Origin of the sequence: Suipraeoptans intestinalis (assembly GCF_009696485.1) — a bacterium.
GTDB classification, from domain to species: Bacteria; Bacillota; Clostridia; order Lachnospirales; family Lachnospiraceae; genus Suipraeoptans; species Suipraeoptans intestinalis.
In genome coordinates this window covers 257,918-283,300 of record NZ_VULY01000018.1, presented here as the reverse complement: position 1 = coordinate 283,300, position 25,383 = coordinate 257,918, and the positions used below count along the sequence as shown (strand labels likewise).

The 25,383-nt window shown below is 48.5% G+C and carries 22 protein-coding genes; 20 read left to right on the top strand and 2 right to left on the bottom strand.

Features of this window, described 5'->3' with window-relative positions; genetic code table 11:
• The first annotated feature begins 87 nt into the window (after positions 1-87).
• The 5 genes from rfbA to FYJ34_RS14110 are packed head-to-tail and all read left to right on the top strand — an operon-like array spanning position 88 to position 5,346.
• Positions 88-984 carry a glucose-1-phosphate thymidylyltransferase RfbA gene (gene rfbA / locus FYJ34_RS02050; RefSeq protein WP_154475821.1) on the top strand — a complete coding sequence of 299 codons (897 nt, stop codon included), beginning with the start codon at positions 88-90 and terminating at the stop codon, positions 982-984.
• 28 nt (positions 985-1,012) lie between these two features.
• The gene (rfbB, locus tag FYJ34_RS02045; protein ID WP_154475819.1) at positions 1,013-2,041 is read left to right on the top strand and encodes a dTDP-glucose 4,6-dehydratase; all 1,029 of its coding nucleotides are present in this window, start codon (positions 1,013-1,015) and stop codon (positions 2,039-2,041) included.
• 2 nt (positions 2,042-2,043) lie between these two features.
• Positions 2,044-2,985 (top strand): dTDP-4-dehydrorhamnose reductase, encoded by a 942-nt coding sequence (rfbD, locus tag FYJ34_RS02040; RefSeq protein WP_154475817.1) that lies wholly within the window; start codon positions 2,044-2,046, stop codon positions 2,983-2,985.
• An 11-nt stretch (positions 2,986-2,996) separates the two neighbouring features.
• Positions 2,997-3,614, top strand: coding sequence for a dTDP-4-dehydrorhamnose 3,5-epimerase (gene rfbC / locus FYJ34_RS02035; RefSeq protein ID WP_154475815.1), 618 nt, complete (start codon positions 2,997-2,999; stop codon positions 3,612-3,614).
• Positions 3,615-3,630: 16 nt separating this feature from the next.
• Positions 3,631-5,346, top strand: coding sequence for a L,D-transpeptidase family protein (locus tag FYJ34_RS14110; RefSeq protein ID WP_154475813.1), 1,716 nt, complete (start codon positions 3,631-3,633; stop codon positions 5,344-5,346).
• Positions 5,347-5,531: 185 nt separating this feature from the next.
• Here FYJ34_RS14110 and FYJ34_RS02025 read toward each other — a convergent pair whose 3' ends face one another.
• Positions 5,532-6,512, bottom strand: a complete 981-nt coding sequence (locus FYJ34_RS02025; RefSeq protein ID WP_154475811.1) for a glycosyltransferase family 2 protein — start codon at positions 6,510-6,512, stop codon at positions 5,532-5,534.
• Positions 6,513-6,804: 292 nt separating this feature from the next.
• On the opposite strand from FYJ34_RS02025, the gene FYJ34_RS02020 reads away from it, so the two are divergent.
• The 15 genes from FYJ34_RS02020 to thiI all read left to right on the top strand — a co-directional run bounded on the left by FYJ34_RS02020 (position 6,805) and on the right by thiI (position 25,027).
• Entirely contained in the window at positions 6,805-8,208 is a 1,404-nt protein-coding gene (locus tag FYJ34_RS02020) for an undecaprenyl-phosphate glucose phosphotransferase (protein ID WP_276959454.1), read from the top strand.
• Between the two features lie 46 nt (positions 8,209-8,254).
• Positions 8,255-9,379: an LCP family protein gene (locus FYJ34_RS02015; RefSeq protein WP_154475809.1), complete on the top strand. Its 1,125-nt coding sequence runs from the start codon at positions 8,255-8,257 to the stop codon at positions 9,377-9,379.
• The gene (locus FYJ34_RS02010; protein ID WP_154475807.1) at positions 9,363-10,673 is read left to right on the top strand and encodes an O-antigen polymerase; all 1,311 of its coding nucleotides are present in this window, start codon (positions 9,363-9,365) and stop codon (positions 10,671-10,673) included. The genes FYJ34_RS02015 and FYJ34_RS02010 overlap by 17 nt, the downstream gene beginning before the upstream one ends.
• A gap of 4 nt (positions 10,674-10,677) precedes the next feature.
• The gene (locus FYJ34_RS02005; protein ID WP_154475805.1) at positions 10,678-11,613 is read left to right on the top strand and encodes a glycosyltransferase family 2 protein; all 936 of its coding nucleotides are present in this window, start codon (positions 10,678-10,680) and stop codon (positions 11,611-11,613) included.
• Between the two features lie 131 nt (positions 11,614-11,744).
• Entirely contained in the window at positions 11,745-13,079 is a 1,335-nt protein-coding gene (locus tag FYJ34_RS02000) for an LCP family protein (protein WP_154475803.1), read from the top strand.
• A gap of 32 nt (positions 13,080-13,111) precedes the next feature.
• A complete protein-coding gene (locus FYJ34_RS01995) occupies positions 13,112-14,608 on the top strand; it encodes a cohesin domain-containing protein (RefSeq protein ID WP_154475801.1) in 1,497 nt (498 codons plus the stop codon).
• A gap of 182 nt (positions 14,609-14,790) precedes the next feature.
• Positions 14,791-16,617: a glutamine--fructose-6-phosphate transaminase (isomerizing) gene (glmS, locus tag FYJ34_RS01990; protein WP_154475799.1), complete on the top strand. Its 1,827-nt coding sequence runs from the start codon at positions 14,791-14,793 to the stop codon at positions 16,615-16,617.
• A 1-nt stretch (position 16,618) separates the two neighbouring features.
• Positions 16,619-17,608, top strand: coding sequence for a leucine-rich repeat protein (locus tag FYJ34_RS01985; protein ID WP_173017043.1), 990 nt, complete (start codon positions 16,619-16,621; stop codon positions 17,606-17,608).
• A gap of 31 nt (positions 17,609-17,639) precedes the next feature.
• Entirely contained in the window at positions 17,640-18,974 is a 1,335-nt protein-coding gene (locus FYJ34_RS01980) for a vWA domain-containing protein (RefSeq protein WP_154475795.1), read from the top strand.
• A gap of 15 nt (positions 18,975-18,989) precedes the next feature.
• Entirely contained in the window at positions 18,990-20,498 is a 1,509-nt protein-coding gene (locus FYJ34_RS01975) for an ATP-binding protein (protein ID WP_330582499.1), read from the top strand.
• Positions 20,470-20,826 (top strand): Spx/MgsR family RNA polymerase-binding regulatory protein, encoded by a 357-nt coding sequence (locus FYJ34_RS01970; RefSeq protein WP_154475785.1) that lies wholly within the window; start codon positions 20,470-20,472, stop codon positions 20,824-20,826. Before FYJ34_RS01975 ends, FYJ34_RS01970 begins: the two co-directional genes overlap by 29 nt.
• A gap of 119 nt (positions 20,827-20,945) precedes the next feature.
• The gene (prmA, locus tag FYJ34_RS01965; RefSeq protein WP_154475783.1) at positions 20,946-21,920 is read left to right on the top strand and encodes a 50S ribosomal protein L11 methyltransferase; all 975 of its coding nucleotides are present in this window, start codon (positions 20,946-20,948) and stop codon (positions 21,918-21,920) included.
• Positions 21,921-21,930: 10 nt separating this feature from the next.
• Positions 21,931-22,668, top strand: coding sequence for a 16S rRNA (uracil(1498)-N(3))-methyltransferase (locus tag FYJ34_RS01960; protein WP_154475781.1), 738 nt, complete (start codon positions 21,931-21,933; stop codon positions 22,666-22,668).
• Positions 22,669-22,671: 3 nt separating this feature from the next.
• On the top strand, positions 22,672-23,832 hold the full coding sequence (locus FYJ34_RS01955) for a cysteine desulfurase family protein (protein ID WP_154475779.1): 1,161 nt from the start codon (positions 22,672-22,674) through the stop codon (positions 23,830-23,832).
• 10 nt (positions 23,833-23,842) lie between these two features.
• Positions 23,843-25,027 carry a tRNA uracil 4-sulfurtransferase ThiI gene (gene thiI / locus FYJ34_RS01950; protein ID WP_154475777.1) on the top strand — a complete coding sequence of 395 codons (1,185 nt, stop codon included), beginning with the start codon at positions 23,843-23,845 and terminating at the stop codon, positions 25,025-25,027.
• A 114-nt stretch (positions 25,028-25,141) separates the two neighbouring features.
• Here thiI and FYJ34_RS01945 read toward each other — a convergent pair whose 3' ends face one another.
• Positions 25,142-25,375, bottom strand: coding sequence for an HPr family phosphocarrier protein (locus tag FYJ34_RS01945; RefSeq protein ID WP_154475775.1), 234 nt, complete (start codon positions 25,373-25,375; stop codon positions 25,142-25,144).
• Positions 25,376-25,383: the final 8 nt, after the last annotated feature.

The window sequence follows — 25,383 nt, the reverse complement described above, 5'->3', positions numbered from 1 at the left end:
TGCTGCAGGCTTTTGTAAGAGGTTGTGTCTCTTGCGGGAAAGCGGGCAGGCCATATAAATAAAAGGATGTTAAAGGAGGTAACTTACATGAAAGGAATTATTCTGGCAGGAGGCTCTGGTACGAGGCTCTACCCACTGACGAGAGTTACGTCGAAGCAGCTTCTGCCGATCTACGATAAGCCGATGATCTATTACCCGATGTCTGTTCTGATGAATGCGGGGATCCGGGAAATCCTGATCATTTCCACGCCGCAGGATACACCCAGGTTCCAGGAACTTTTGGGAGACGGGCAACAGTTTGGGGTGCAGCTGTCCTATGCAGTGCAGCCAAGCCCGGACGGACTGGCACAGGCATTCATCATTGGGGAGGAGTTTATCGGAAAAGATACCGTTGCCATGGTGCTGGGAGACAATATTTTTGCCGGTCATGGTCTGAAAAAAAGACTGCAGGCTGCTGTGGAAAATGCCAGTTCAGGAAAAGGGGCGACGGTGTTTGGATATTATGTGGATGATCCGGAAAGGTTCGGAATCGTGGAGTTTGACAGACAGGGAAGGGCAATTTCCATTGAAGAGAAACCCCAGAAGCCAAAGAGCAACTATTGCGTGACCGGACTGTACTTTTACGACAATAAGGTGGTGGAGTATGCCAAAGCGCTGAAGCCAAGCGCCAGAGGGGAACTGGAGATCACCGACCTGAACCGGGTATATCTGGAAGAAAACCGATTGAACGTGGAGCTTTTGGGACAGGGATTTACCTGGCTGGACACAGGAACCCATGAGAGCCTGGTGGAAGCGACAAACTTTGTAAAGACGGTGGAATCCCATCAGCACCGGAAGATCGCATGCCTGGAGGAGATCGCGTTTCTCAATGGATGGATCTCCCAGGAAGATGTACTGGAAGTGTATGAAGTGTTAAAGAAAAACCAGTATGGACAATACTTGAAAGACGTAATTGATGGAAAGTACCAGGACGGACTGTATTAGGAATATAGCAGAGAAAAGGAGAAAAAGAATGACGATAATCGTAACCGGAGGAGCCGGATTTATAGGAAGCAACTTTGTATTTCATATGTTAGACAAATACCCGGAATACCGGATCGTGTGTCTGGACAGCCTGACCTACGCAGGGAACCTGTCCACACTGGCATCCGTTATGGACAACCCCAACTTCCGGTTCGTTAAGGCCAGCATTACAGACAGAGAAGCGGTATTCCGTCTGTTTGAAGAAGAGAAGCCGGATATGGTGGTTAATTTTGCGGCAGAAAGCCATGTAGACCGTTCCATTGAAGATCCGGAAGTATTTCTGGATACCAACATCAAGGGGACGGCGGTGCTGATGGATGCCTGCAGGACTTATGGGATCAAGAGATACCATCAGGTATCTACAGATGAGGTATACGGAGACCTTCCGCTGGACAGACCGGATCTGTTCTTTACAGAGGAAACGCCGATCCATACCAGCAGCCCCTATAGCTCTTCCAAGGCTGCGGCAGACCTGTTGGTGCTGGCATATCACAGAACCTATGGACTTCCGGTGACCATCAGCAGATGTTCCAATAACTACGGACCCTACCACTTCCCGGAAAAGCTGATCCCTCTGATGATCGCAAATGCACTGAACGATAAACCTCTTCCGGTCTACGGAAAAGGGGAAAATGTCAGAGACTGGCTGTATGTGGAAGACCACTGCAAAGCCATCGATCTGATCATCCACAAGGGAAAAGTGGGAGAAGTCTATAACATTGGCGGCCATAATGAAATGGCAAATATCGACATCGTAAAGATGATCTGTAAGGCGCTGGACAAGCCGGAAAGCCTGATCACATATGTGGCGGACAGGAAGGGACATGATATGCGCTACGCCATTGATCCGGCTAAGATCCACAGAGAGCTGGGATGGCTTCCTGAAACCAAATTTGCAGACGGGATCCAGAAAACCATTCGGTGGTATCTGGAACATAAAGAGTGGTGGGAGACTATCCTGTCAGGAGAATACCAGAACTATTACGAGAAGATGTACGGAAACAGGGAGGGCATGTAGGCATGAAGGTATTGGTAACAGGCGTTGCCGGGCAGTTGGGGCATGACGTTATGAACGAACTGGCAGCCCGTGGAATAGAAGGAATCGGCTCTGATATCCGGGAAACTTACAGCGGTGTGGAAGATGGGACTGCCGTGACCCGTATGCCTTATGTACAGATGGATATCACGGAAGAGATGTCCGTGCAAAAAGTTCTGTCGGAGACGGCGCCGGATGTAGTGGTGCACTGTGCTGCCTGGACGGCGGTGGATGCGGCGGAAGAAGAAGCAAACAGAGAGATCGTTTACAAAGTGAATGTGCTTGGTACGAAGCATATTGCAAGCGCCTGCAAAGCACTGGGATGCAAAATGGTGTATATCAGCACGGACTATGTGTTTGACGGGCAGGGAGAAAAGCCGTGGGATCCGGACTGCAAGGAGTATGCTCCGCTCAACGTATACGGGGAGACAAAGTTAAAGGGAGAACTGGCAGTCTCCGAGTGCCTGGATCAATATTTTATCGTGCGGATCGCATGGGTCTTTGGAAAAAATGGAAAGAATTTTATCAAGACCATGCTGGATCTGGGAAAGACCAGAAATACCTTAAAGGTGGTGTGCGATCAGATCGGGACGCCTACCTATACGCTGGATCTGGCAAGGCTCCTGGTAGATATGATCCTGACAGAAAAGTATGGATACTATCATGCCACCAACGAGGGAGAATACATCAGCTGGTATGAGTTTACCAAGGAGATTTTTCGACAGGCCAGGGAATTGGGGCATGAAGCCTATGATGCGTCCAGACTTACCGTGACGCCGGTGACTACGGCAGAATACGGAGTTTCCAAGGCGGCACGGCCCTTTAATAGCCGGCTGGACCGTAGCAAGCTGACGGCGTCGGGATTTGCGCCTCTGCCCACATGGCAGGACGCTCTCGCCAGATATTTGAAAGAAATAGATTATTAAGGAGCAAGTGTATGGGACAGATCAAAGTAGAAAGAAATGCAGGCGGAATTCAGGGGCTGTGTATCATTGAACCGGCCGTGCATGGAGATTCCAGAGGCTATTTTATGGAGACCTATAATCAAAAGGACATGGAAGAGGCGGGATTGTCCATGAAGTTTGTCCAGGACAATCAATCCTGCTCCCGAAAAGGAGTGTTGCGTGGTCTGCATTTTCAGAAAGAATTTCCACAGGGAAAGCTGGTGCGTGCCATTAAGGGAAGTGTGTTTGATGTGGCAGTGGATCTGAGGAAGGGAAGCAGTACCTTTGGAAAGTGGTTCGGTGTAGAGCTGACGGAAGAAAATAAAAAGCAGTTTTATATTCCGGAAGGATTTGCCCACGGCTTTCTGGTATTGAGTGATGTGGCAGAATTTTGCTACAAATGCACAGACTTTTACCATCCGGGAGATGAAGGCGGACTGGCATGGAACGATCCTGAAATCGGCGTGGAGTGGCCCGAACTGTCGGGAACATATGCAGGAAGCGCCTCGTCGGAAGGATATTGTATGAAGGACGGGACGCCTCTGCTTTTAAGCGAAAAGGATCAGCTGTGGGAAGGGATCGACAGGACCTTTCATTTTGGAGAAGAATAAGAAGAGGGCTGTGAAAGTGAAAAAAACAAAATGGTGGAATAAAATAATCGGAATGTGGTGCATGGCAGCATTTCTGGCTCTGCTCTCATGGAATGTGCAGGCAGAAGAAAACAAAAGCCAGCCGGTAGCTGAGGATGCGATAGAATCTTCAGAAGCAGACAGCCAGGTATCAGGAGAAGGGCAGGCGGACGGGAAAACAGAGGGAGCAGTGGTTTCCGGACAGGAAGAAAAGAAGGAGCCGGCTGGAGAGGCTGCTGAAAAAAAACAATCGGAATCTGAGGGGACTGATCCATCAGAAGCAGAAAAAGAAAAGACCTACAAAGGATGGATCCAAAAGGAGTCAGGCTGGTACTATTATGCGGTGCAGGGACAGCGTTATGCGGGCTGGTTTCTTTATAAGGGAGAGTGGTACTACCTGGACGGACAGGACTCAGAATACCCTGGCAGGATGGCTGTTTCCGGAGAAAGAGAGATTGGAGGAAAGTATTACCGCTTCGATGAAAACGGTGTCATGAAAAAAGGCTGGTACCTTCAGGGAGAGGACTGGCTCTATTATAACACGGAAGGTGATCGGGCAAATGGATGGCTCTTACACAAAAACAAATGGTATTATCTGGATGGGCAGGATCCGCTGCTTCCGGGCAGGATGCTGAAAGATCAGGAGAAGCAGATAGGCGGTGCTACTTATAGGTTTCTGGCAGATGGAAGCATGCATACAGGTTGGTTTTTGGCTCCGGAAGGCTGGTATTATTATAAGACCGGAGGAGACAAGCTGTTGAAGGGATGGGGTTCGATTGCTGGAAAGTGCTATTACTTTATGGAAGGAACAGAGGAATCCCCCCACAAAGGGCTTATGTTGCTAAAGTCAGAGGAGAAGATAGACGGACAGATGTATTATTTTGATGCATCGGGAGCGATGCGTACCGGTTGGCTGCAAAAAGGAAATGACTGGTATTACCTTAGAACAGACGGAAGCGAAGCGGCCGGATGGGCATGGGAAAGAGGAAAGTGGTATTATCTGGATCCGGAAAACGGAAATAAAATGGAACACGGACGCTGGAGAGAAATTGCGGGAGCGTGTTACTATTTCCATGGGGATGGAAGCATGGCAGAAGGCTGGATCTGTCCGGATGGGGAATGGTACTATCTGGCGCCGGGAAAAGGGCAGATGCTGACTGGCTGGCAGCGTGTCGGAAGCGCCTGGTATTATTTCTATCAGCGGGGGGACCAGCGAGGAGGACCATACGGAGCTATGGCGAAAAATCGTTACATTGATTCCTTCTGGGTGGATGCTTCCGGGAAATGGATCTCTTCGGATGTATATTCCATGCAGGTAAGAGCCAACGGATATTCCAGCCCCACGCCTTACCTGATCCTGGTAGACTGTACCGCCAACAAGGTGGCGATCTTCCATGGATCCCAGGGCAACTGGAGCAATGTACAGTATTGGGACTGCGCTTCGGGAGCGCCGGGAACCCCCACAGTCAAAGGTGTGTTCCACGTGGGAAGTAAGGGACATCATTTTGATTCAGGCGGAGTGCGCCTGTACTGGTACACCCAGATCTATGGAGATTATCTGTTCCATTCTCTGCCTTATCTGAAGAGTAACGGACGGCTCTGGGACGGACGGCTTGGAATCGGCACCTCTCACGGGTGTGTGCGCCTTCCCATCGAGTGTGCAAAATGGATCTATGACGTTGTTCCTTATGGAACTACTATCGTAACCTACTAAAATCACGGAACATCTGCGGAAAAGAACAGACAGGTATCCAAAAAGAAAGACCCGGGCCGGAGAAATATTCTCCGGCGGGTCTTTTTAGCTGTCAGGATAATTGGCGGGCGATCAATAAGAACGAAAAAGGATCGCCTGCGAGTTATAGGATAAAACGCCTGCGGCAGTGTTTTGGAGAAGAGAGATTATCTGTGAAACAGCTTCCGGGAAAACCAGTCTCTCACATAATCAAAGGTATACCGGATCAGCTGCCATTGGATCTGACAGTAATGGAAAAAATGAGAGGGCTGAAAGGGTACTTTTTTTTGCGTGGAAAGGGTGCGGATCCCATCGGACAATCCCTTTCGGTAATCTTTGCCGTAACCGATCCTGACAAAAAAGGCATATTTAACCAGATAGCCCAAGAGAAGGAAGGGACTGTTCAGCAAAAGCTGCAAAAACGGCATATTTTTGTAATTCAGATAAACACTGTTGCGGGCGGACAGCTTTACCTTGAAGGAATTATATTTGGAACCACTGGTTCCGCTGCCCACATGGAAGACCAGGGCGGTGGGACAGTAGCGGTTCTGATATCCGTAGATCCTTGCACGATATCCGATGTCAATATCCTCCAGATAGGCGAAGTGGCTTTCATCAAAGAGTCCGATACGCTGAAAGGCATCTCTGCGGTAGATGGCGGCTCCGGCGCAGGCGGTAAAGATAACATCCGGTTTGCTATAATTTGAAACCGGACGTCCGCTGCCCCGGCATACGCCCCATCCAAGGAGGGTATAAAGATCTCCCGCACTGTCGATCAGATCCGGGTGATACATCTGGATCATTTTGCTGCTGACGGAAAAGATGGAAGGAGACTGTTCTATGGCGGCCACCATTTCCTTTACATAGTCAGGATCCACCGTGGTGTCATTGTTCAGAAGAATGACATAAGGAGTGGTGCTGTGGCAGATCCCGGTGTTGACAGCCTTGCTGAAGCCGTAGTTTTTTTCCAGACAGATCAGGCGGATCCGGGGATAGTGCTCCTTCATGTAGGATACGCTGTCGTCGGAGGACGCGTTGTCTACTACCAGAATATCAAAATCCCTGTAGGTTTGCCGCATCAGAGACGCAAGGCAGGGCTCCATAAAATGCTTTCCGTTATAGTTTGGGATCACGATTGTTACTTTCATGTTCATTGCCTCATTCTTCTTTCCATAAAATACTGATGTCAGTATAACAAAGAACAGAAGAATGTTCTATAAAAAAATGGAAAAGAAGAGGGAATCCCTTCCGGAAAAGGGGATGGAAGTGGCGGAAGAGAAAAAACAAGTGTTTCACAAATATTACAATTATTAAGAAACTGTTAAGAGAAAATCATGTGCAATGGGTTGTCGTAGGAGGAAAAATATTGTATGATGTTTGTTGACATTTATGATTTTTCTTGTCAAATGCTACAGAATCTTAAGAAAACAGGTGAATTACGTGATTAAGGATAATCAGAAGCTACTAAACAGACTGCATGTGGTGTTGGACGGCATCGTAATCGTTTTTTCTTATATATCTGCATGGTATCTGCGATTTAAGAGCGGGATCTTCCAACTGGATCCCTGGTTTTTTTCCTTGAAGGAGTACGCTAAGATCCTTGTGGCCATCGTTCCGGTCTACCTGCTGCTGTACTTTTTGTTTCAGCTTTACACACCAAAGCGGGTACAGGGAAGACGACTGGAAGCATGGAATATCATCCAGGCCAATGGAATCGGGCTGCTTCTGTTTATCCTGGGGCTGTATCTGCTGAAATATTCCGATATCTCCAGAACCATGATCTTTATCTTTTTTTGTGTGAATGTGTTTGTGGAGATCACTGTCCGGAACCTGATCCGGGAAGGTCTGCGGGATCTGCGAAGGAAAGGATACAACCAGAAACATATCCTGGTGATCGGCTATAGCCGGGCGGCAGAGCAGTATATCGACCGGATCAAAGCCAATCCGGAGTGGGGGTATATCATCCGGGGGATCCTGGCGGACAATGTTCCCAGAGGAGGAGAGTACAAAGGAGTCAAGGTACTGGGACGCACGGAAAATCTGCAGGTGGTACTGCCGGAAAACAAGCTGGATGAGATTGCCATTGCCCTGGGACTGGCAGAGTATCATAAGCTGGCTCATATTGTGGGAATGTGCGAAAAATCAGGAGTACATACCAAATTTATACCGGACTATAACAATATCATCCCTACCAAGCCTTACACGGAAGATCTGCAGGGACTTCCGGTGATCAATATCCGAAGGGTGCCCTTGAGCAATCCTTTCAATGGGTTTATGAAACGGATCGTGGATATTTTTGGTGCTCTTGTGGCACTGATTTTGTTTTCGCCGATCATGCTGGCGGTAGCTGTCATTATCAAGGTGACGTCACCGGGACCTTTGATCTTTAAGCAGGTGCGCATCGGACTTCAGAACCGTCCTTTTCCTATGTACAAATTCCGCTCGATGGTGGTACAGGAGGCATCTGCCGAAAAGGCGGGCTGGACTGTGAAAAACGATCCGAGAGTGACCCCTATAGGAAGATTTATACGGAAGACCAGTATCGACGAATTTCCACAGTTTATCAATGTGCTGAAGGGGGACATGAGTCTGGTGGGGCCGCGCCCGGAACGCCCGCAGTTTGTGGAAAAGTTTAAGGAAGAAATCCCCAGGTATATGATCAAACACCAGGTGAGACCCGGGCTGACCGGCTGGGCGCAGGTAAACGGATACAGAGGCGACACCTCTATCAGCGGAAGGATCGAGCATGATCTGTACTACATTGAAAATTGGACCATGGGATTTGATTTTAAAATCTTGTTCCTGACATTTTTTAAAGGGTTCATCAATAAAAATGCATACTAGCGTATCCCTTTGAGAGGAAGATACATACAGTTAAAGGAGAAGCAGGATGAGTAGAAAACATACAGACAGAATGACGGAGAAGGAACGCAGAAAGCTGAGAAAAAAAAGGGGAAGAAAGCGGGCGTTTATCCTGATATCTGAACTTATCATATTGTCCGTCTTATGCGTGGTGGCCTACGGGATCTTCAAGCTGGATATGCTGGATACCAGGACACTGGACAAAGAAAAGCTGGAGGTGTATAAGGACACCGGAGAGTACACCAACATTGCCTTGTTTGGTCTGGATTCCAGGGAAGGGGAGTTGGACGGCGGAGTGCAAAGCGATACCATTATGATCGCCAGCATCAACAATCAGACAAATGATGTGAAGATCATATCTGTCTTTCGAGATACACTGCTGCAGCAGTCGAATGGAAGCTACGAAAAGGCGAATTCTGCCTACACCATGGGAGGACCTCAGGAAGCTATCAGTATGTTGAACCGGAATCTGGATTTGGATATCCAGAGTTATGTCAGCGTCAACTTTAACGCGCTGGTGGATGTGATCGATGAGCTGGGCGGGATTGAGGTCAACCTGACGGCAGAAGAAGCGTTCTATACCAACGGGTATGCGGCAGAAACGTCCAAGGTAGTGGGGCAGGAAATGAAGGATATCAAAGAGGAGGCGGGGGTTCAGCTGCTGGACGGCGTCCATGCGGTGTCCTATGCCCGTATCCGGTATACGGAAGGAAATGACTTTAAACGGACAGAACGTCAGAGGATCGTACTGGAAAAGGTGGCGGAGAAGGCGAAGAAGGCAAATCTCTTTACGCTGAACAAGATCGTAGATAAGGTGTTTCCGCAGATTTCTACCAACCTTACCCTTCCCAATATGCTGGGATTTGCGGCAAACGCTGCAAAATATAACATTGTGGAAACCTCCGGCTTCCCTTATTCTGTCACTACCAGTGAAGAGGTGGCGGACCACGAAGGATCCTATGTAGTCCCCATTAACATGGCGGATAATGTAAAACGTCTGCATGCGGCGCTGTTCGGGGACGAGCTGTATGAGCCTTCTTCCAAAGTCTGGGAAGTTCATTCGGATATTATATCCCTGACCGGAATCACAGAAGATACATTAGAGATGCAGACAAGCTTTGGAGGGGAAGCGTCAAATGAGGAATCGCAATAAGATCATAATGGAATACGGAACATATATGCTGGCATATTTTGCCAGCTATATTGCGTCTTTGGCAGGACTTTATATACTGTCCGGTCTGATTTTAATGGGAGAAGCCCTGTATCTTTACATCCACCTGGTCAGAGAAAGCAAAAAGCTAGTAGAGCTGCGCGCCTTGTTTAGCCTGGCCTGGATCGGAGGGCAGGGGCTGGCTTGCCTCAAATTGTCTGAAATTCAGACGGACTGGCATTATCTGACCTGGCTTTGCTTTTTTCTGGCGTATATTGGCTTTGGGATCGGATATGAATGGAAAGAAAACTACCAGGAGATAGAAGACAGAGAGCCGGACAGAGAGCAAAGGCGGGCGGATCGGATGTTCGTGTGTATTCTGGTACTGTTTTTTGTGTCAGCCATTTGCTTTGTGATAGAGATCAGCCACATTGGATTCCTGCCCATTCTGGCTTCTAAAAATCTGGCTTACTCGGAACTCCATATGGCAGGCGTTCACAGCCTGACACTAAGCTGCATCCTGATTCCGGCCATGACAGTGCTGTATAGCAGGATAGCAGAAGAAAAGAAAAGGACGAGAGGGGGACTGCTGGCTGTCATAAACAGTATGGCGATCCTGATCCCGGCTCTTTGCCTGTCACATTTCCAACTGGTATTTGCAGTTTCTTTTGCGCTGATCACCTATATCATGACCAGAAAGGGCATGTCTTTAAAAATGATGGCAAAGCTTCTGGCGGTGATCCTGCCGGTTTATGTGATCTCCACGCTGCTCAGACAGCATGATCTGGAATACATCAACAGGATCTTTGCCATGAAATGGACCGGAACGCCGTTGTTTATTTCTCAGCCTTATATTTATATCACGAACAACTATGACAACTTTAATGTACTGGTAAAGGGACTGACAGGGCATTCCTTCGGATTGCGTATGCTGTTCCCGTTTTTTGTGCTGACCGGTCTGAAGTTCCATTTTCCGCAGGTTGCCAGTCTGCCGATCTTTATCACAAAACCGGAACTCACCACATTGACCCTGTTTTATGATGCATACTATGATTTTGGCGTGGCAGGGGTATTTCTTTTTGCGGCGGTCCTGGGGTGGATTTCCAAAAAACTGATGAATTTCGTGAAGAAAAGCGATAATCCCATTGCCTGCCTGTTTTATGGACAACTGGCCATCTATCTGGGATTCTCCTTTTTTACCACCTGGTTCAGCAATCCGGCAACCTGGCTTTGGTTTTTACTGACGGGAATCATATATGTGGCAGTAGGCTGGGACAAGAAAGAAAAGAGAGGATAGATGGATGAAAACACCGGTAACAGTGGACGTGGTTATCCTGACCTATCGCCCTGATGAGAGGGTCAGAGAGATCATAAGGCGATTGGGACGTCAAAGCTATCCTATCCGCCATATTCTTTTGATCAATACAAGATCGGATTATTTTCCGGAGGATTTCTATAAGATCCCGGGGGTGAAAGTACACGAGATCCCTCAGGATCAGTTTGACCATGGGGGAACCAGAGATCTGGCGTTTCAGCTTTCAGATGCGCCCATTCTGACTTTTTTAACGCAGGATGCAGTCCCGCATGACGAGAAGATGCTAGAGGCGCTTCTTAGGCCCTTCTGGGAGGATGGAAAGATCGGGGTATCTTATGGAAGGCAGCTTCCCTGTGAGGACTGTGATGAAATAGAGCGGTATACCAGACAGTTTAACTACCCGGAAACGTCACGGGTAAAGAGCGGGGAGGACCTGGAAGAACTTGGGATCAAGACATTTTTCTGCTCCGATGTGTGCGCGGCCTACAGAAGAGATATCTATGAGTATGTGGGAGGCTTTCCCAGGAAAGCAATTTTTAACGAGGATATGATCTTTGCTGCAAGACTACTGGAAAAGGGAGGGAAGGTAGCTTATACGGCAGAGGCAAAGGTGGTACATTCCCACAATTATTCCGGGGTTCAGCAGTTTCGGAGAAATTTTGACATGGGAGTTTCCCAGGCGGATCACCCGGAGATTTTTTCAAAGGTTTCTTCGGAAGGAGAGGGAATCCGTCTGGTAAAGAAAACGGCGAGGCATTTGCTTACCGGAGGAAGGTTTTACCTTCTCCTGCCATTTTTCTACAAGACCGGATGTAAGTTTTTAGGATATCAGTTGGGAAAACGCTATAAAAAGCTGCCTATGTGGCTGGTACGCCGGTGTTCTGGGAGTGGGTGGTACTGGAAGAAGAAAAAAGCCGTTTAAAGTTTCAGATACCGAAGAAAAAGAAAGGAAAACAGGCGGCACAGGGGAATTCCCCTGTTTTTCTTGAAGTTATCAAAGAAATAATGTAAAATGATACAGATATGTATAAAGAACAGAAAGGACAATCAATAATGGCGAAGAGGAGAAGACGTTACAGACGAGGAAGAAGAGAGAAGAGGGGATTTTCTTCATGGTCGCTGGGAAAGAAAATTGGAGCCATTTTTGGAGGAACCCTGGCTCTTGTAGCAGCCGCAGGGGCGATTCTTTTAGCAAGTAAGCTGTCAAAAATGGAGACGACAGTACTGAATCCTGAGAAGCTGAATGTTTCCAAGGAAGCAAGAGAGCGGGGAACCGGTTATCTAAACGTAGCGTTGTTTGGAGTGGATTCCAGGGACAATAAGCTGGATGAGGACACCAGAAGCGATGCCATCATGGTGGCCAGTCTGAACCGGGAGACGTTGGAGGTTAAGATCGTATCCGTGTACCGGGATACGCTTCTGGAGCAGGATGACGGAAGCCTGAACAAGGCTAATGCAGCGTATTCCTTTGGCGGACCGCAGGAAGCCATTGCCATGCTGAACAAGAATCTGGATCTGGATATTGAGCATTACGTAACAGTCAATTTCAATGCCATGATCGATGTGATCGATGCGGTAGGCGGCGTGGAGATCGATGTACAGGAGGACGAGGTTCAGCTGATCAACGGATATTCGGATGAGATCATGCGGGTAACAGGGAAGACATCTCAGCAGGTACAGGCCACGGGAGTGCAGACGCTGAACGGGATCCAGGCCACGGCCTATTCCAGGATCCGTTATACGGCGGGAGACGATTTCAAGCGTGCGGAGAGACAGAGAGTGGTGTTAAGCGAGATCATCAAGAAGTTGCAGCATGCCAGCCTTCCCCAGATCAATAAGATCATTGACAAGGTATTTCCGCAGGTATCCACCAACTTTACGATTGCAGAGATCTTTGATTATGCGAAAGATGCATTTTCTTATAAATTAGGGGAGATGACAGGGTTTCCTTTCGACAAGACGACAGACACCTTAAATGAGGTGGGAAGCGTAGTCATCCCGGTTACGCTGGAGGACAATGTGATCCAGCTGCACAAATTTCTTTACGGGAACAGCGTAGACTATTCTCCATCCTCCACGGTAGCAGGGATCAACGGAAAGATCCTGTCCAAAGCAGGAGATCGTAATGCGGATTCCAATGAGATGAATCAGGAGATCATGAAGCAGCCGGAGGAGACCTATAATAACGGCCAGTATTACTACAATCAGGGCACTCTGGAAAATACCGGCAATTACAATAATTCTAACACCGACACCAGTCAGCAGTATAACCAGGGAACCGGAACCGGTACCGGAGGCGGAACCGGCGGCAATCAAAGTGGAGGCACAGATGTCACGGGCGGCGGAAATGCACCACAGAACTCTGTGGACCAGACATCGCAATACTAACAGGGGAAGTATAAAAAAGGAGAAGGATAGGAATGAAAAAAATGAAAAAAACGATTGTGGCATGGATGATGTTATGCGTACTGTTTTGCGGCAGCCTGCTGACAGTGCATGCGGCAACTGCGGAGCTGTGGTTTTCAGACCCGTCTGCCAAGGTAGGAGATGAGGTGGAAGTGGAGGCGAACCTGGGTTCTTCTTCCAATATCAGTTCCGCCAATATCAAACTGAACTATGACGCTTCCATGCTGAAGTTTATCAGCGGAGACCAGACGACAGGAGGAGACGGAAATCTTACGATCACAGGAAGCGGCAGCAGTTCCAAGCTGACGTTTCGGCTGAAATTTCAGGCGCTGAAAGAGGGATCTGCCAAAATAGAGGTTTCCAGTTCTGAAGCAAAAGATACATCGGGAGCGGCCATGCAGATCACAGATGGCAATTCTACCGTTACGATCGCAGCAGGAGATCCTTCCAAGATCAAAGAAGACAAAGAGACTTCCACCTCCAAAGCGTCGGGAGACGGACCGAAAGTGGAAGTGGACGGAACTTCTTACAATATCAGCAACGACTTTTCAGACAGTATCATTCCTCAGGGATTCACTAAAGGAGAGATGAGTTACGAGGGAGAGACCTGTCAGGTGGTGACGCAGGAAGCCAGCGGACTGTCGGCATTTTATCTGACGCCTGTGGATGGGGGAGACAGCGATTTCTTCCTGTATGACAAAGAAAAAGGAAGCTTTCAGCCTTTTGAGCAGGTTTTGCTGTCTCAGGAGAGATATATCGTACTTCTTCGCAACGACGGTTCTGTGAAGCTTTCCAAAAACTATCAGGAAACGACTTTGACACTGAATGGAAAAGATTTTGCAGCATGGCAGAATATGGATGAACCGGACTATTATGTGGTGTATGCGTTAAATTCAGACGGAAACAAAGGGCTGTACCGGTATGATACGGTGGATGAAACGTATCAAAGATATACGGCGCCTACGGCGGACAGCAGTCAGGAAACCAAGACGGCCAGGACAGGACTTCTGGGAAAAGTGTTGGATTTTGTGGAAAATCATCTGAAGCTGGTAGGAATCGGCGTGGCAGCCTTATTTGCCCTGCTTCTTCTGCTCCTTCTTGTTGTGGCTGTGAAGCTTCGCCACAGAAACCTGGAACTGGACGATCTTTATGACGAATATGGGATCGATATGGAGGAGGAACCGAAAGAAGCCTTGGAAACTCCGGCAAGAGAAACAGTGGGAGGAAAGGCGTTGGGCCCGGCGGTGCGCAGACCGGTAAAGGGAGAGTTTAAAGAAGACGACTTTGAAGATTTTGCAGAGATGGATGAGTTTACCGAGGACGACTTCTCAGAGGAAGAGGATCCGGAAGACAAATTCAAAACAGAAGCATATCCGCCATATGAAAACTACGATGAGGAAGACGAGATGATCGATGATCTGGACGATCTGTTGAGCAATCAGCCCAAGAAAAAGAGAGGGCATATGGAGGACGACGATACCTTCAAGGTGGATTTTGTAGATCTGGATTAGGGAGCAATCTGTAAAACGGCTGATGATACAGGCGGCCTTTGACGAAAAGAAAAGGGGAGGCGTGATCCGGAAGGAGGCCCTCCTCTTTTTCATTTACTTTTAAAAGAAAATTTGGTAAAATCTATATGATAGTGCAAAAAAAACGGATGTTTGTACAAACAGAGAAGAAAGGAAACGATAACATGTGTGGAATTGTAGGATATATAGGAGAATCACAGGCGGCGCCGATCCTTCTGGACGGACTGTCCAAGCTGGAATACAGGGGCTATGACTCGGCGGGAGTTGCAGTCTATTCGGAAGATAAGATCCTGATGGCCAAATCCAGGGGAAGACTGAAGGTATTAAAAGAGCTGACTCACGACGGAGAAATGCTTCAGGGAACGGTGGGGATCGGTCATACCAGGTGGGCCACGCACGGTTCGCCCTCCGATGTGAACGCCCATCCTCATTTTAACCGGGAAGAAAGTATCGTGGTGGTACATAATGGGATTATTGAAAATTATCTGAAGCTGAAAAAAAAGCTGGAAAAGAAGGGATATGTGTTTGTATCCGAGACAGATACGGAAGTGATTGCCCATCTTTTGGACTATTATTACAAGGGCAATCCGCTGGAAGCGGTCACAAAGATCATGCACCGGATGGAAGGCTCCTATGCCCTGGGGATCATTTTCAAGGAGCATCCTACGGAATTGTATGCCGTAAGAAAAGACAGTCCGCTGATCGTAGGGAAGACAAAAGACGGACATATTCTGGCCTCTGACGTACCGGCAGTGCTGAAATACACACGAGACGTGGTTTTTATTGAAAATGAAGAGATCGTGCGGATGACGAAGGAGGATATGGAGTTTTATACGGTAGATGAAGAGCCCATTCAGAAGGCGACAACGCATATCGAGTGGGATGTGAATGCGGCGGAGAAGGGCGGATATGAACATTTTATGCTGAAGGAAATGTATGAGCAGCCCAAAGCCATTGCAGATACCTTTTCTCCCCGGCTGAAAAACGGTGAGATCATTATTGAAGAACTGGGAATGTCCCCGGAAGAGATCAGACAGGTGGAGAAGATCATGATCGTAGCCTGTGGTTCCGCCTCCCATGTGGGGCATACCGCCAAATATATTTTTGAGGATATGGCAAGGATCCCGGTGGAAGTGGACGTGGCTTCGGAATTTCGCTACAGAAATCCGATTCTAAACGACAGGACTGTGGTAGTGGTCATCAGCCAGTCGGGGGAGACGGCAGATACTCTGGCAGCTCTCCGGGAAGCGAAAAAGCAGGGAGCAAGAGTACTGGGGATCGTAAACGTAGTGGGAAGTTCCATTGCAAGAGAAGCAGACAACGTGATGTATACCTGGGCGGGACCGGAGATCGCAGTGGCAACTACCAAGGCGTATTCCGCACAGCTTACGGCTGTCTACCTCCTGGCGATGAAGTTTGCGTATGAGAGAAACGAGATCAGCAGGGAAATGCTGTCAGAGCTGATAGACGAACTGAAGGCGTTGCCGATACAGGTAGAAATGTTGCTGAACAACCAAGGAAAGATACAAAAGTTTGCAAACCGATACCTGGCAGCCAAGAATATCTTTTTCATCGGAAGAGGGATCGACTATGCCATCTCCATGGAGGGATCTTTAAAACTAAAAGAAATCTCCTATATCCATTCAGAAGCGTATGCGGCGGGAGAGCTGAAACACGGAACGATTTCTCTGGTGGAGGAAGGAACGCTGGTGGTATCCCTGGTAACCCAGAAAGAACTGTACAAAAAGATCATGAGCAACATGGAAGAGGTACGTACCAGAGGCGCATTTGTTATGGGCGTGACACTGGAAGGGAACCTGGAAGCGGAAAAATCGGCGGATTATACCGTTTATATTCCAGAGACCAGTCCTTATTTCACCAATTCTCTCGCTATCATACCACTCCAGTTGTTTGCATACTATATTGCAGTGGGAAGAGGCTGCGATGTGGATAAGCCGCGAAATCTGGCAAAGTCGGTTACGGTGGAATAACATGTGGGAGAAACAGCAGGGGCAGATCTGTCCGGAGGTTCTTTACGAAGAAGGAAAAGACGGCGTGACGATCCTGGGATGCAAATCTGTAGACGGGATCTTGATCCTGCCGGATGAGATCTGCGGCAGGGCAGTGACGTCTGTCAAGGCATATGCGTTTTCCTCCTGGCAGGCAGGAAAGGACAGCCGGATCTGGAGGAATCCACAGAACTGGAAAGAAGAAGGGGTACATCCTGTGTTTGGGGAGGAGGTACGGGAAGTCTGGCTTCCCGCCTCTGTCTCCCATCTGGGAAGGTACGCCTTTTATCGCTGTAAAAACCTGAAAAAATTGACTCTTTCCGACAGGCTTCAGGAAGTCGGAGGCGGTGTATTTACCGGATGTGCGCCGGAAAAGATTGAGATCTATCACTGGGAAGGAGAAAAAAACTGTCTGAAGTCTATTGTGGATGAGGTACGGTTTTCCATAGACGCTACGCTGGTCTATGACACAAAAGAGGTGCAGGGAAGGGCAAGGGTCCTGTTTCCCGAGCATTATGAGGAAGCGGTAGAAAATACGCCGGCCAGACTGCTGTTTACCAGACATCATGGATCCGGGGGATACTACAGGCAGTGCTTTTATGACCGGACCCTGGACTATGGAAAATATGATCTGGCTTTTTTTCATGCAAAGGCAGAGGAAGAGAGAAAGACCACGGTAAAGCTTGCCGTCAACCGTCTGCGTTTTCCTTTTCGACTTGGAGAGGAAGCAAAAAAGATGTATACTGTCTTTGTGAAAGAAAAATTTGAACAGGGGATCCAGATGATGCTGGAGAGAGCAGACATAGACGGGATCCGGTTTTTGATCAGAGAAATACAGCCGGGAGAAGAGGCGCTGGCAGCTGCCGTCCGGCTTGCGGGAGACTATCGGCTGCCGGAAGCGGCAGGATATCTGCTGGAAGAAAAGAGGAAGCAGACGAAGGGCAGTCGGCTGCAGGAACGGTTTTCTCTTTGAGAAAAACGGACAGCCTTCTGAAAGGAAGCGGATGGAAAGAAAGAAGATCGGTGAGAAAATAGCAGAAGGGAAAGGGACGGGCTGGCAGGAAAGAGAAGAGCAGGTGGCAAGAAAGATTCTGCAGCTTTCCAGAACGAAGCTTTATTTTAGTATGCGCTTTCTGGATATGGCGTTTTCTGCTCTTTTGCCGCAGGCCGATTGGCAGGAGCAGGGAGTGGGAACAGACGGGGCTGTCCTTTATTTCCACCCGGCTTTTTTGTGTACCCTTTACCGCAAGGAACCGATACAGGTCAATCGGCTTTACCTTCATACGGTGTTACACTGCCTGTTTTATCATCTCACCAGAAGGAAAGGGCGGGAAGAGCGACTGTATTTTCTGGCCTGTGATATTGCGGTGGAATCCATTATCGACAGTCTGAACCATCCGCCTCTTCGCAGAGGCCGGGCCTGGCTCAGAAGACAGACATATCACAGACTGGAGGATGCCGGGAAGGTGCTTACCGCTGAAAGGACCTATGAGAAGCTGAAGCAATGGGAACTTTCAGAAGAGGAGATGTTTCGCCTGGAAGAGGAATTCCGCCGGGACAGCCACAGCCTCTGGCCAAAGGAAGAGGATGAAAAATCCAGAGAGATGGAGAACCGCTGGCGGCAGCTTTCGGAGCAGACCCAGACGGATGTGGAGACCTTTGCGAAAGAATCAGCCGATTCCAGCAAACCCGTAGTGAAGCTGCTTCAGATAGAAAACAGAAAGCGGTATGATTATCGGGAGTTTCTGAGAAAGTTTGCAGTGCTGAAAGAAGAAGTGCAGATGGATGAAGATTCTTTTGACTATGGATTTTATACCTATGGCCTGTCTCTTTATGGGAATATGCCGCTGATCGAGCCGCAGGAATGGAAAGAAGTAGAAAAGATCGAGGAATTTGTGATCGTGGTAGATACCTCCATGTCCTGTTCAGGAGAGACAGTCCGCAGGTTTCTGGAAGAGACCTATGACATTTTGGCACAAAAGGAAAGCTATTTCAGGAATATCCACATCCGCATCCTGCAGTGCGACGATCAGGTCCGGTCAGATGATCGGATCACATCGGCGGAAGAACTGAAAACATATATGGAAGGATTTCGACTTGTAGGCGAGGGAGGGACAGATTTTCGACCGGCATTTGCGTATGTGGAAAAGCTGGTGGCAGAGAAGCAATTTCATAAGCTGAGAGGACTGATCTATTTTACAGATGGAAAAGGAATTTACCCCGCCCGAAAACCTCCCTATCAGACGGCTTTTGTATTTATGAAACAGGATTACCAGGAAGAATCGGTACCGCCGTGGGCCATCCGGCTGATCCTGGAGGAAGAGGAGTGGAATGGATAGAAAGGAACAGAAATTGTGGATATAAAACGAGCAAAAAAAGAAATGAAAGATTCCCTGGAGGCCTATCTGGCAAAGGATGCATACGGGGACTATAAGATCCCGGCCATCCGTCAGAGGCCGATCCTTTTGATGGGACCGCCGGGGATCGGGAAAACCCAGATCATGGAGCAGGTGGCAAAAGAGTGCAGGGTAAACCTGGTCTCCTATACCATCACCCACCATACCAGGCAGAGTGCAGTGGGGCTTCCCTTTATCCGGGAAAGGGTGTACGCAGGAAAGACCTGCTCGGTAACGGATTACACCATGAGTGAGATCCTGGCTTCCGTCTACGAGAAAATAGAGCAGACGGGAAAGGCGGAAGGGATTCTGTTTATCGATGAGATCAACTGCGTGTCGGAGACTCTGGCGCCTACCATGCTGCAGTTTCTGCAGTGTAAAACCTTCGGAAATCAGAAACTTCCGGAAGGCTGGGTGATCGCAGCGGCAGGAAATCCTCCGGAGTACAACAAATCTGTGCGGGAGTTTGATGTGGTGACTCTGGACCGGGTCAAATGGATCGAGGTGGAAGAAAACTATCCGGCCTGGAAGGAATATGCACATCAGGCAGGGATCCATCCTGCGATCCTGGCATATCTGGAGCTGCGGAAAAACTATTTCTATGTCGTAGAAACAACAGTGGATGGGAAGGCTTTTGTGACGGCTCGGGGCTGGGAGGATCTGTCCCAACTGTTGTTTGTATATGAAGATCTGGGGAAAAAAGTAGATGTACAGGTAATCCGGCAATACTTGCAGCATGAAAAGATTGCAAAAGATTTTGCGGCCTATCTGGAACTGTACGCAAAATACAAAAAAGATTATGGCCTGGAGAAAGTACTGGAAGGCGGATATGGGAAAGAAACGATAGAGAAGTTGAAATATGCCCCCTTTGACGAAAGACTCAGTATCGTAAATCTTTTGTACGGAAAAATGGAAGAGTGGTTCAGACGCTACAAAGAGCAGATGGACTATGTGACCGAGCTTCACAAAGAACTGCGCCGATGCAAGGAAGGGAGTTCCCTTTGTCAGATCCTGGAAGAAAGAGAACAGTGGCTAAAAAAACAAACCAGGGAGGAAGCCCTGTTCCCGGAAGAAAGGCATCTGCACAGGAGGGTTCAGGACAGACTGGAAGATATGCAGCGGATGAAAAGCGGCAGTGATCTGCCGGAACCGGACAGCGTAAAAGCCTTCTTCCAAAAAGACCTTCTGCAGTTGGAGAAGATAGAGGAAACCGTTCAGCGCTCTCTGGATACTGCCTTTGATTTTCTGGAGGAAGCATTTGGAGACAGCCAGGAGATGGTAGTGTTTGTTACCAGCCTCAACAGCGGATCTTACAGCCTGTATTACCTGAAAGACCATCTGTGTGAGAAGTATTTTCTGTACAACAAAAAATTTTTAACAGAAGAGCAGCATCAAACGATTATGGAAGAGATCAAAGATCTGGAAGGAGAAAAAGAAGATGAGTTTACTATTCATACATTATCCTAAGTGTACTACCTGTAAAAAAGCAAAAAAATGGCTGGAGGACCGGGGAATTGCCTTTGAAGAACGAGACATCAAACTGGATCGGCCCACCAGAGAAGAGATCGAGCAGTGGCACAAAAAAAGTGGACTGCCCCTGAAAAGATTTTTTAATACCAGCGGAAACCTTTATAAGGAGCTGCAGTTGAAGGATAAATTGCCTTCCATGTCGGAAGAAGAGCAATATGATCTTCTGGCAACAGACGGAATGCTGGTAAAAAGGCCCGTCATCGTAGGAGATGCCGGAATCAGAACCGGATTCAAGGAAAAAGAGTGGCTGGAGATGGGATTGTAAACCCAGGAATCCCTGTGAGAATATGAAAAAACACAGGAAGCAGCCTTTGTGTACGGACAGGCTGTCCGGAAGTAGTGAACTTTCGGTAAAAAGCAAGGCAGGATAAGGGAGGGAGAAAGATGAAATGGAAACAATTTCGTCTCCATACGACGGTGGCAGCAGAGGATCTGGTCATTGATAAATTAATGGAACTGGGAATAGAGGGAGTGCAGGTAGAGGACAGTGTTCCCATGACCCGGGAAGAAAAGGCACAGATGTTTGTGGATATTCTTCCGGAGACCGGACAGGAGAGGGAGGAAGCGGTAGTAACCTTTTATCTGGAGGAGGAAGAGGGGAAAGAGCAGATATTGAAAGCGGTAAAGGAAGGTCTGAAAGAACTGGCTTCTTTTATCGATGTGGGAAATGGAGAGATAGAAGAATCGGAGACGGAGGATGTGGACTGGGTCAATAACTGGAAGCAGTATTTCCACCAGTTTTATATTGATGATATCCTGATCACGCCTTCCTGGGAGCCGGTCAAGCAGGAAGATAAGGACAAGATGATCATCCACATTGATCCGGGAACAGCCTTTGGAACCGGGATGCACGAGACGACACAGCTTTGTATCCGCCAGCTGCGAAAGTGGATCAAGTCAGGAGATACCCTGTTGGATATCGGATGCGGAAGCGGAATCCTGGGAATGCTGGCAGTCAAATTTGGCGGACAGTTTTTCACGGGGATCGATCTGGATCCCTGCGCCATTACAGCCACCATGGAAAACATGGAAGAAAATCAGATAGAATCCTGTCAGTATGAGGTGCTGTCAGGAAATCTCATAGAGGATCCGGCGCTTCCCGGCAGGATGAAGTATGAAACCTACGATGTGGTGGTCTCCAACATCCTGGCGGATGTGCTGGTACTCTTGACACCGTTTGCTGTCAGATTTTTGAAAGAGGATGGCGTGTATATTACCAGCGGAATCATAGAAGGAAAAGAGCAGACAGTGGCAGAGGCCATGGAGCAGGCAGGACTTCAGGTGATAGACATCTGTCGGCAGGGAGAATGGAGAGCGGTGATCGGAAGAAAGCCGCATACAGATCACACAGCAGGATAAGAGGAAGAACATGCATCATTTTTTTGTGACACCATGTCAGGTGGAAGAAACAGAGATCTTCATAGAAGGATCAGACGTAAACCATATCAGGAATGTATTGCGGATCCGGGAAGGGGAGCAGATATCCGTCAGTGACGGGCATAACAACACCTATCGCTGCCGACTGGACCGATATGAGGAAGACAAGGCAATCCTTGCAATAGAAGACCGTCTGGAAACGGATCGGGAATTGCCTGCCAGGATCTATCTGTTCCAGGGGCTTCCGAAGCAGGAGAAAATGGAGTGGATCGTACAAAAAGCGGTGGAATTAGGTGTATTTGCCGTGATTCCGGTGGAAATGAAACGGTCTGTGGTAAAGCTGGATGAAAAAAAGGCGGAAAAAAAGCAAAAAAGGTGGCAGCAGATCGCAGAGAGCGCCGCAAAACAGTCGGGAAGAGGCTATATTCCACAGATCGGGAAGGTCCGGACATTTTCAGAGGCGGTCAGACAGGCAGAGGAGCTGGATATGATCCTGTTGCCCTATGAACTGGAGCGGGGAATGGAAGAAAGCAGAAACAGGATGGCTCTTGCAGCAAAAGCAGGTTCCGTCGGGATCTTCATCGGACCGGAGGGCGGTTTTGAACAGGCGGAAGTGGAAGAAGCGGAAAAAGCAGGCGCTAAAAGGATCAGTCTGGGAAAACGGATCCTGCGGACGGAGACGGCAGGACTGGCCGTTCTTTCTGTCCTGATGTTTGCAATGGAGGAATAAAGCATGAAAAGAGAAGTATATCTGGATAATTCTGCCACCACCAGGGCTTATCAGGAAGTGGCGGAAAAAATGCAGGAGGTACTGTGCCGTTCTTATGGGAATCCATCCTCCCTGCATCGAAAGGGCCTGGAGGCAGAGCATGAGATCAGGGAAGCAAAGCGGATCCTGGCAAAGCTTTGGAAGGCGGAAGAAAAGGAAGTGTTCTTTACTTCCGGCGGAACAGAAGGAGATAATCTTGCCATTATCGGTGCGGCGAAGGCGGGAAGACGAAGGGGGAACCATCTGATCACCTCCTGCGTAGAGCATCCGGCGGTGCTTCAGGCTATGGCAGCTTTGGAAGAAGAGGGGTTTTCTGTCACTTACCTTCCTACGGATCCGAAAGGAAAAATCTCCCTGGCTCAATTGGAGGAAGCGTTGACAGAGGAGACCGTTCTGGTTTCCCTGATGCACGTCAATAACGAGATCGGGACGGTACAGCCGGTGGAAGAGGCAGGCAGGCTGATCAAACAGAAATGTCCGGAAACATTATTTCACGTGGATGCTGTCCAGAGCTATGGGAAATATGAGCTGTTCCCAAAATTGGAGAAGATAGACCTTTGTTCTGTCAGCGGCCATAAGATCCACGGACCGAAGGGAGTGGGAGCCCTGTACATCAAAAACGGAGTCAAACTCCGTCCTCTTTTGTATGGAGGCGGGCAGCAAAAAGACATCCGTCCGGGCACGGAAAATGTGCCGGCAATCGCGGGACTTGGAGTGGCGGCACAGAAGATCTATGAAGGCAGAAAAAGCAAGACGGAAAAAATGAGGAAATTAAAGAGCAGGCTGTCCGAAGGGATCAAAAGCCTTCCCGACACGGTCCTGCATGGAGGAGAGGGGGAGGAATCTGCTCCGCACATCGTCAGTGCAGGATTTAAAGGAGTCAAAAGTGAAGTCATTCTTCATGCACTGGAAGAGCAAGGGATCTTTGTATCCTCCGGCTCTGCCTGTGCGTCCAATCATCCCAGGATCAGCTCCGTATTGAAAGCGATCGGAGCAAAGGCCGAATACCGGGAGTCCACTTTGCGGTTCAGCCTGTCTGAGTTTACGACAGAAGAAGAGATTGACTACACTCTGGAAAATCTATATAATATAATACCAATGCTTAGACGATACACACGCAGATAGGAGAAAAAGAATGAGGTTTCGTACATTTTTGTTAAAATACGGAGAGATTGGTATCAAAGGGAAAAACAGATACCTGTTTGAGGACGCGCTGGTCCGGCAGGTAAGGCTTGCCCTGAAGGACGTGGAAGGAGAATTCCAGGTCTATAAATCTCAGGCCAGGATCTATGTGGACTGCAGTGAAGATTACGACTATGAAGGAGCGGTCCGGCACCTGAAAAGAGTATTTGGACTGGTAGGGATCTGTCCCGTTCTGCGGCTGGAAGATAAAGGGTTTGCACAATTGCAGGCAGACGTAGTCTCCTATATGGAAGAAATGTATGAAGAAAAGCAGATCACATTCAAGGTGGAAGCAAGAAGAGCAAGGAAGAGCTATCCGAAAAATTCCATGGAGATCAATTGTGATCTGGGGGAGGCGATCCTGGAGGCATTTCCGGAAATACGTGTGGATGTACACCATCCGGACGTCCTCTTAAATGTAGAGATCCGCAATGAGATCTACGTATACTCCCAAACCATTCCGGGAGCCGGCGGGATGCCGGTAGGGACCAACGGAAGGGCGACGCTGCTTTTGTCGGGAGGAATAGACAGCCCGGTAGCCGGATATATGATCGCCAAAAGAGGGGTGGCTTTGGATGCGGTCTATTTTCATGCTCCTCCGTATACCAGCGAGAGAGCCAAGGAAAAAGTAGTGGATCTGGCGCGTATCGTCGCAGGATATGCAGGGCCTATACGGCTCCATGTGGTCAACTTTACAGAGATCCAGCTGTACATTTATGACCAGTGTCCGCATGATGAACTGACGATCATCATGCGCAGATATATGATGCGGATCGCCGAGGAGTTTGCAAGAAGGAACGGCTGCCTGGGACTGATTACAGGAGAAAGTATCGGGCAGGTGGCAAGTCAGACCATGCAGAGTCTGGCAGCCACCAACGACGTATGTCGCCTTCCGGTGTATCGTCCGCTGATCGGCTTTGATAAGCAGGAGATCGTGGAAATCTCTGAAAAGATCGGAACCTATGAGACTTCGATCCAGCCCTTTGAGGACTGCTGCACCATTTTTGTGGCGAAGCATCCGGTCACCAAGCCAAATGTGGAGGTGATCCGAAGATCGGAGGAAGCCCTGCAGGAAAAAATAGAAGAAATGGTGGCGCAGGCTATTGATACGGCAGAGATCCTGCAGGTGGGAAGGTAGTACCGCTGAAAATCTCACGAAATAAAAAAAGAATCCCGGGAAGGGATTCTTGCAGTTTACCACAGCGAAAAAGATCAGAGGCTGACAAAGACAGGAAAACTCCGACCGTTCCGTCTAGATGGTGTAGGGCTTCAGAGATTCCAGCACGGCGTCCAGCTCTGCATCGTCCGCGTGGATATTAAGGTCGATGGGCTTGGACAGATCAAGACTGAAAATTCCCATGATGGATTTGGCGTCGATCACATATCTGCCGGATACCAGATCAAAATCATAATCAAACTTTGTAATATCGTTCACAAAGGACTTCACTTTGTCGATCGAGTTCAAAGAAATCTGTACTGTTTTCATAAAAAATC

Bases quoted from the DNA above. Each gene is read 5' to 3' on its own strand.
- rfbA (WP_154475821.1), top strand. From the start codon at position 88: ATGAAAGGAATTATTCTGGCAGGAGGCTCTGGTACGAGGCTCTACCCA.
- rfbB (WP_154475819.1), top strand. From the start codon at position 1,013: ATGACGATAATCGTAACCGGAGGAGCCGGATTTATAGGAAGCAACTTT.
- rfbD (WP_154475817.1), top strand. From the start codon at position 2,044: ATGAAGGTATTGGTAACAGGCGTTGCCGGGCAGTTGGGGCATGACGTT.
- rfbC (WP_154475815.1), top strand. From the start codon at position 2,997: ATGGGACAGATCAAAGTAGAAAGAAATGCAGGCGGAATTCAGGGGCTG.
- FYJ34_RS02025 (WP_154475811.1), bottom strand. From the start codon at position 6,512: ATGAAAGTAACAATCGTGATCCCAAACTATAACGGAAAGCATTTTATG.
- FYJ34_RS02015 (WP_154475809.1), top strand. From the start codon at position 8,255: ATGAGTAGAAAACATACAGACAGAATGACGGAGAAGGAACGCAGAAAG.
- FYJ34_RS02010 (WP_154475807.1), top strand. From the start codon at position 9,363: ATGAGGAATCGCAATAAGATCATAATGGAATACGGAACATATATGCTG.
- FYJ34_RS02005 (WP_154475805.1), top strand. From the start codon at position 10,678: ATGAAAACACCGGTAACAGTGGACGTGGTTATCCTGACCTATCGCCCT.
- FYJ34_RS02000 (WP_154475803.1), top strand. From the start codon at position 11,745: ATGGCGAAGAGGAGAAGACGTTACAGACGAGGAAGAAGAGAGAAGAGG.
- FYJ34_RS01995 (WP_154475801.1), top strand. From the start codon at position 13,112: ATGAAAAAAATGAAAAAAACGATTGTGGCATGGATGATGTTATGCGTA.
- glmS (WP_154475799.1), top strand. From the start codon at position 14,791: ATGTGTGGAATTGTAGGATATATAGGAGAATCACAGGCGGCGCCGATC.
- FYJ34_RS01985 (WP_173017043.1), top strand. From the start codon at position 16,619: ATGTGGGAGAAACAGCAGGGGCAGATCTGTCCGGAGGTTCTTTACGAA.
- FYJ34_RS01980 (WP_154475795.1), top strand. From the start codon at position 17,640: ATGGAAAGAAAGAAGATCGGTGAGAAAATAGCAGAAGGGAAAGGGACG.
- FYJ34_RS01970 (WP_154475785.1), top strand. From the start codon at position 20,470: ATGAGTTTACTATTCATACATTATCCTAAGTGTACTACCTGTAAAAAA.
- prmA (WP_154475783.1), top strand. From the start codon at position 20,946: ATGAAATGGAAACAATTTCGTCTCCATACGACGGTGGCAGCAGAGGAT.
- FYJ34_RS01960 (WP_154475781.1), top strand. From the start codon at position 21,931: ATGCATCATTTTTTTGTGACACCATGTCAGGTGGAAGAAACAGAGATC.
- FYJ34_RS01955 (WP_154475779.1), top strand. From the start codon at position 22,672: ATGAAAAGAGAAGTATATCTGGATAATTCTGCCACCACCAGGGCTTAT.
- thiI (WP_154475777.1), top strand. From the start codon at position 23,843: ATGAGGTTTCGTACATTTTTGTTAAAATACGGAGAGATTGGTATCAAA.
- FYJ34_RS01945 (WP_154475775.1), bottom strand. From the start codon at position 25,375: ATGAAAACAGTACAGATTTCTTTGAACTCGATCGACAAAGTGAAGTCC.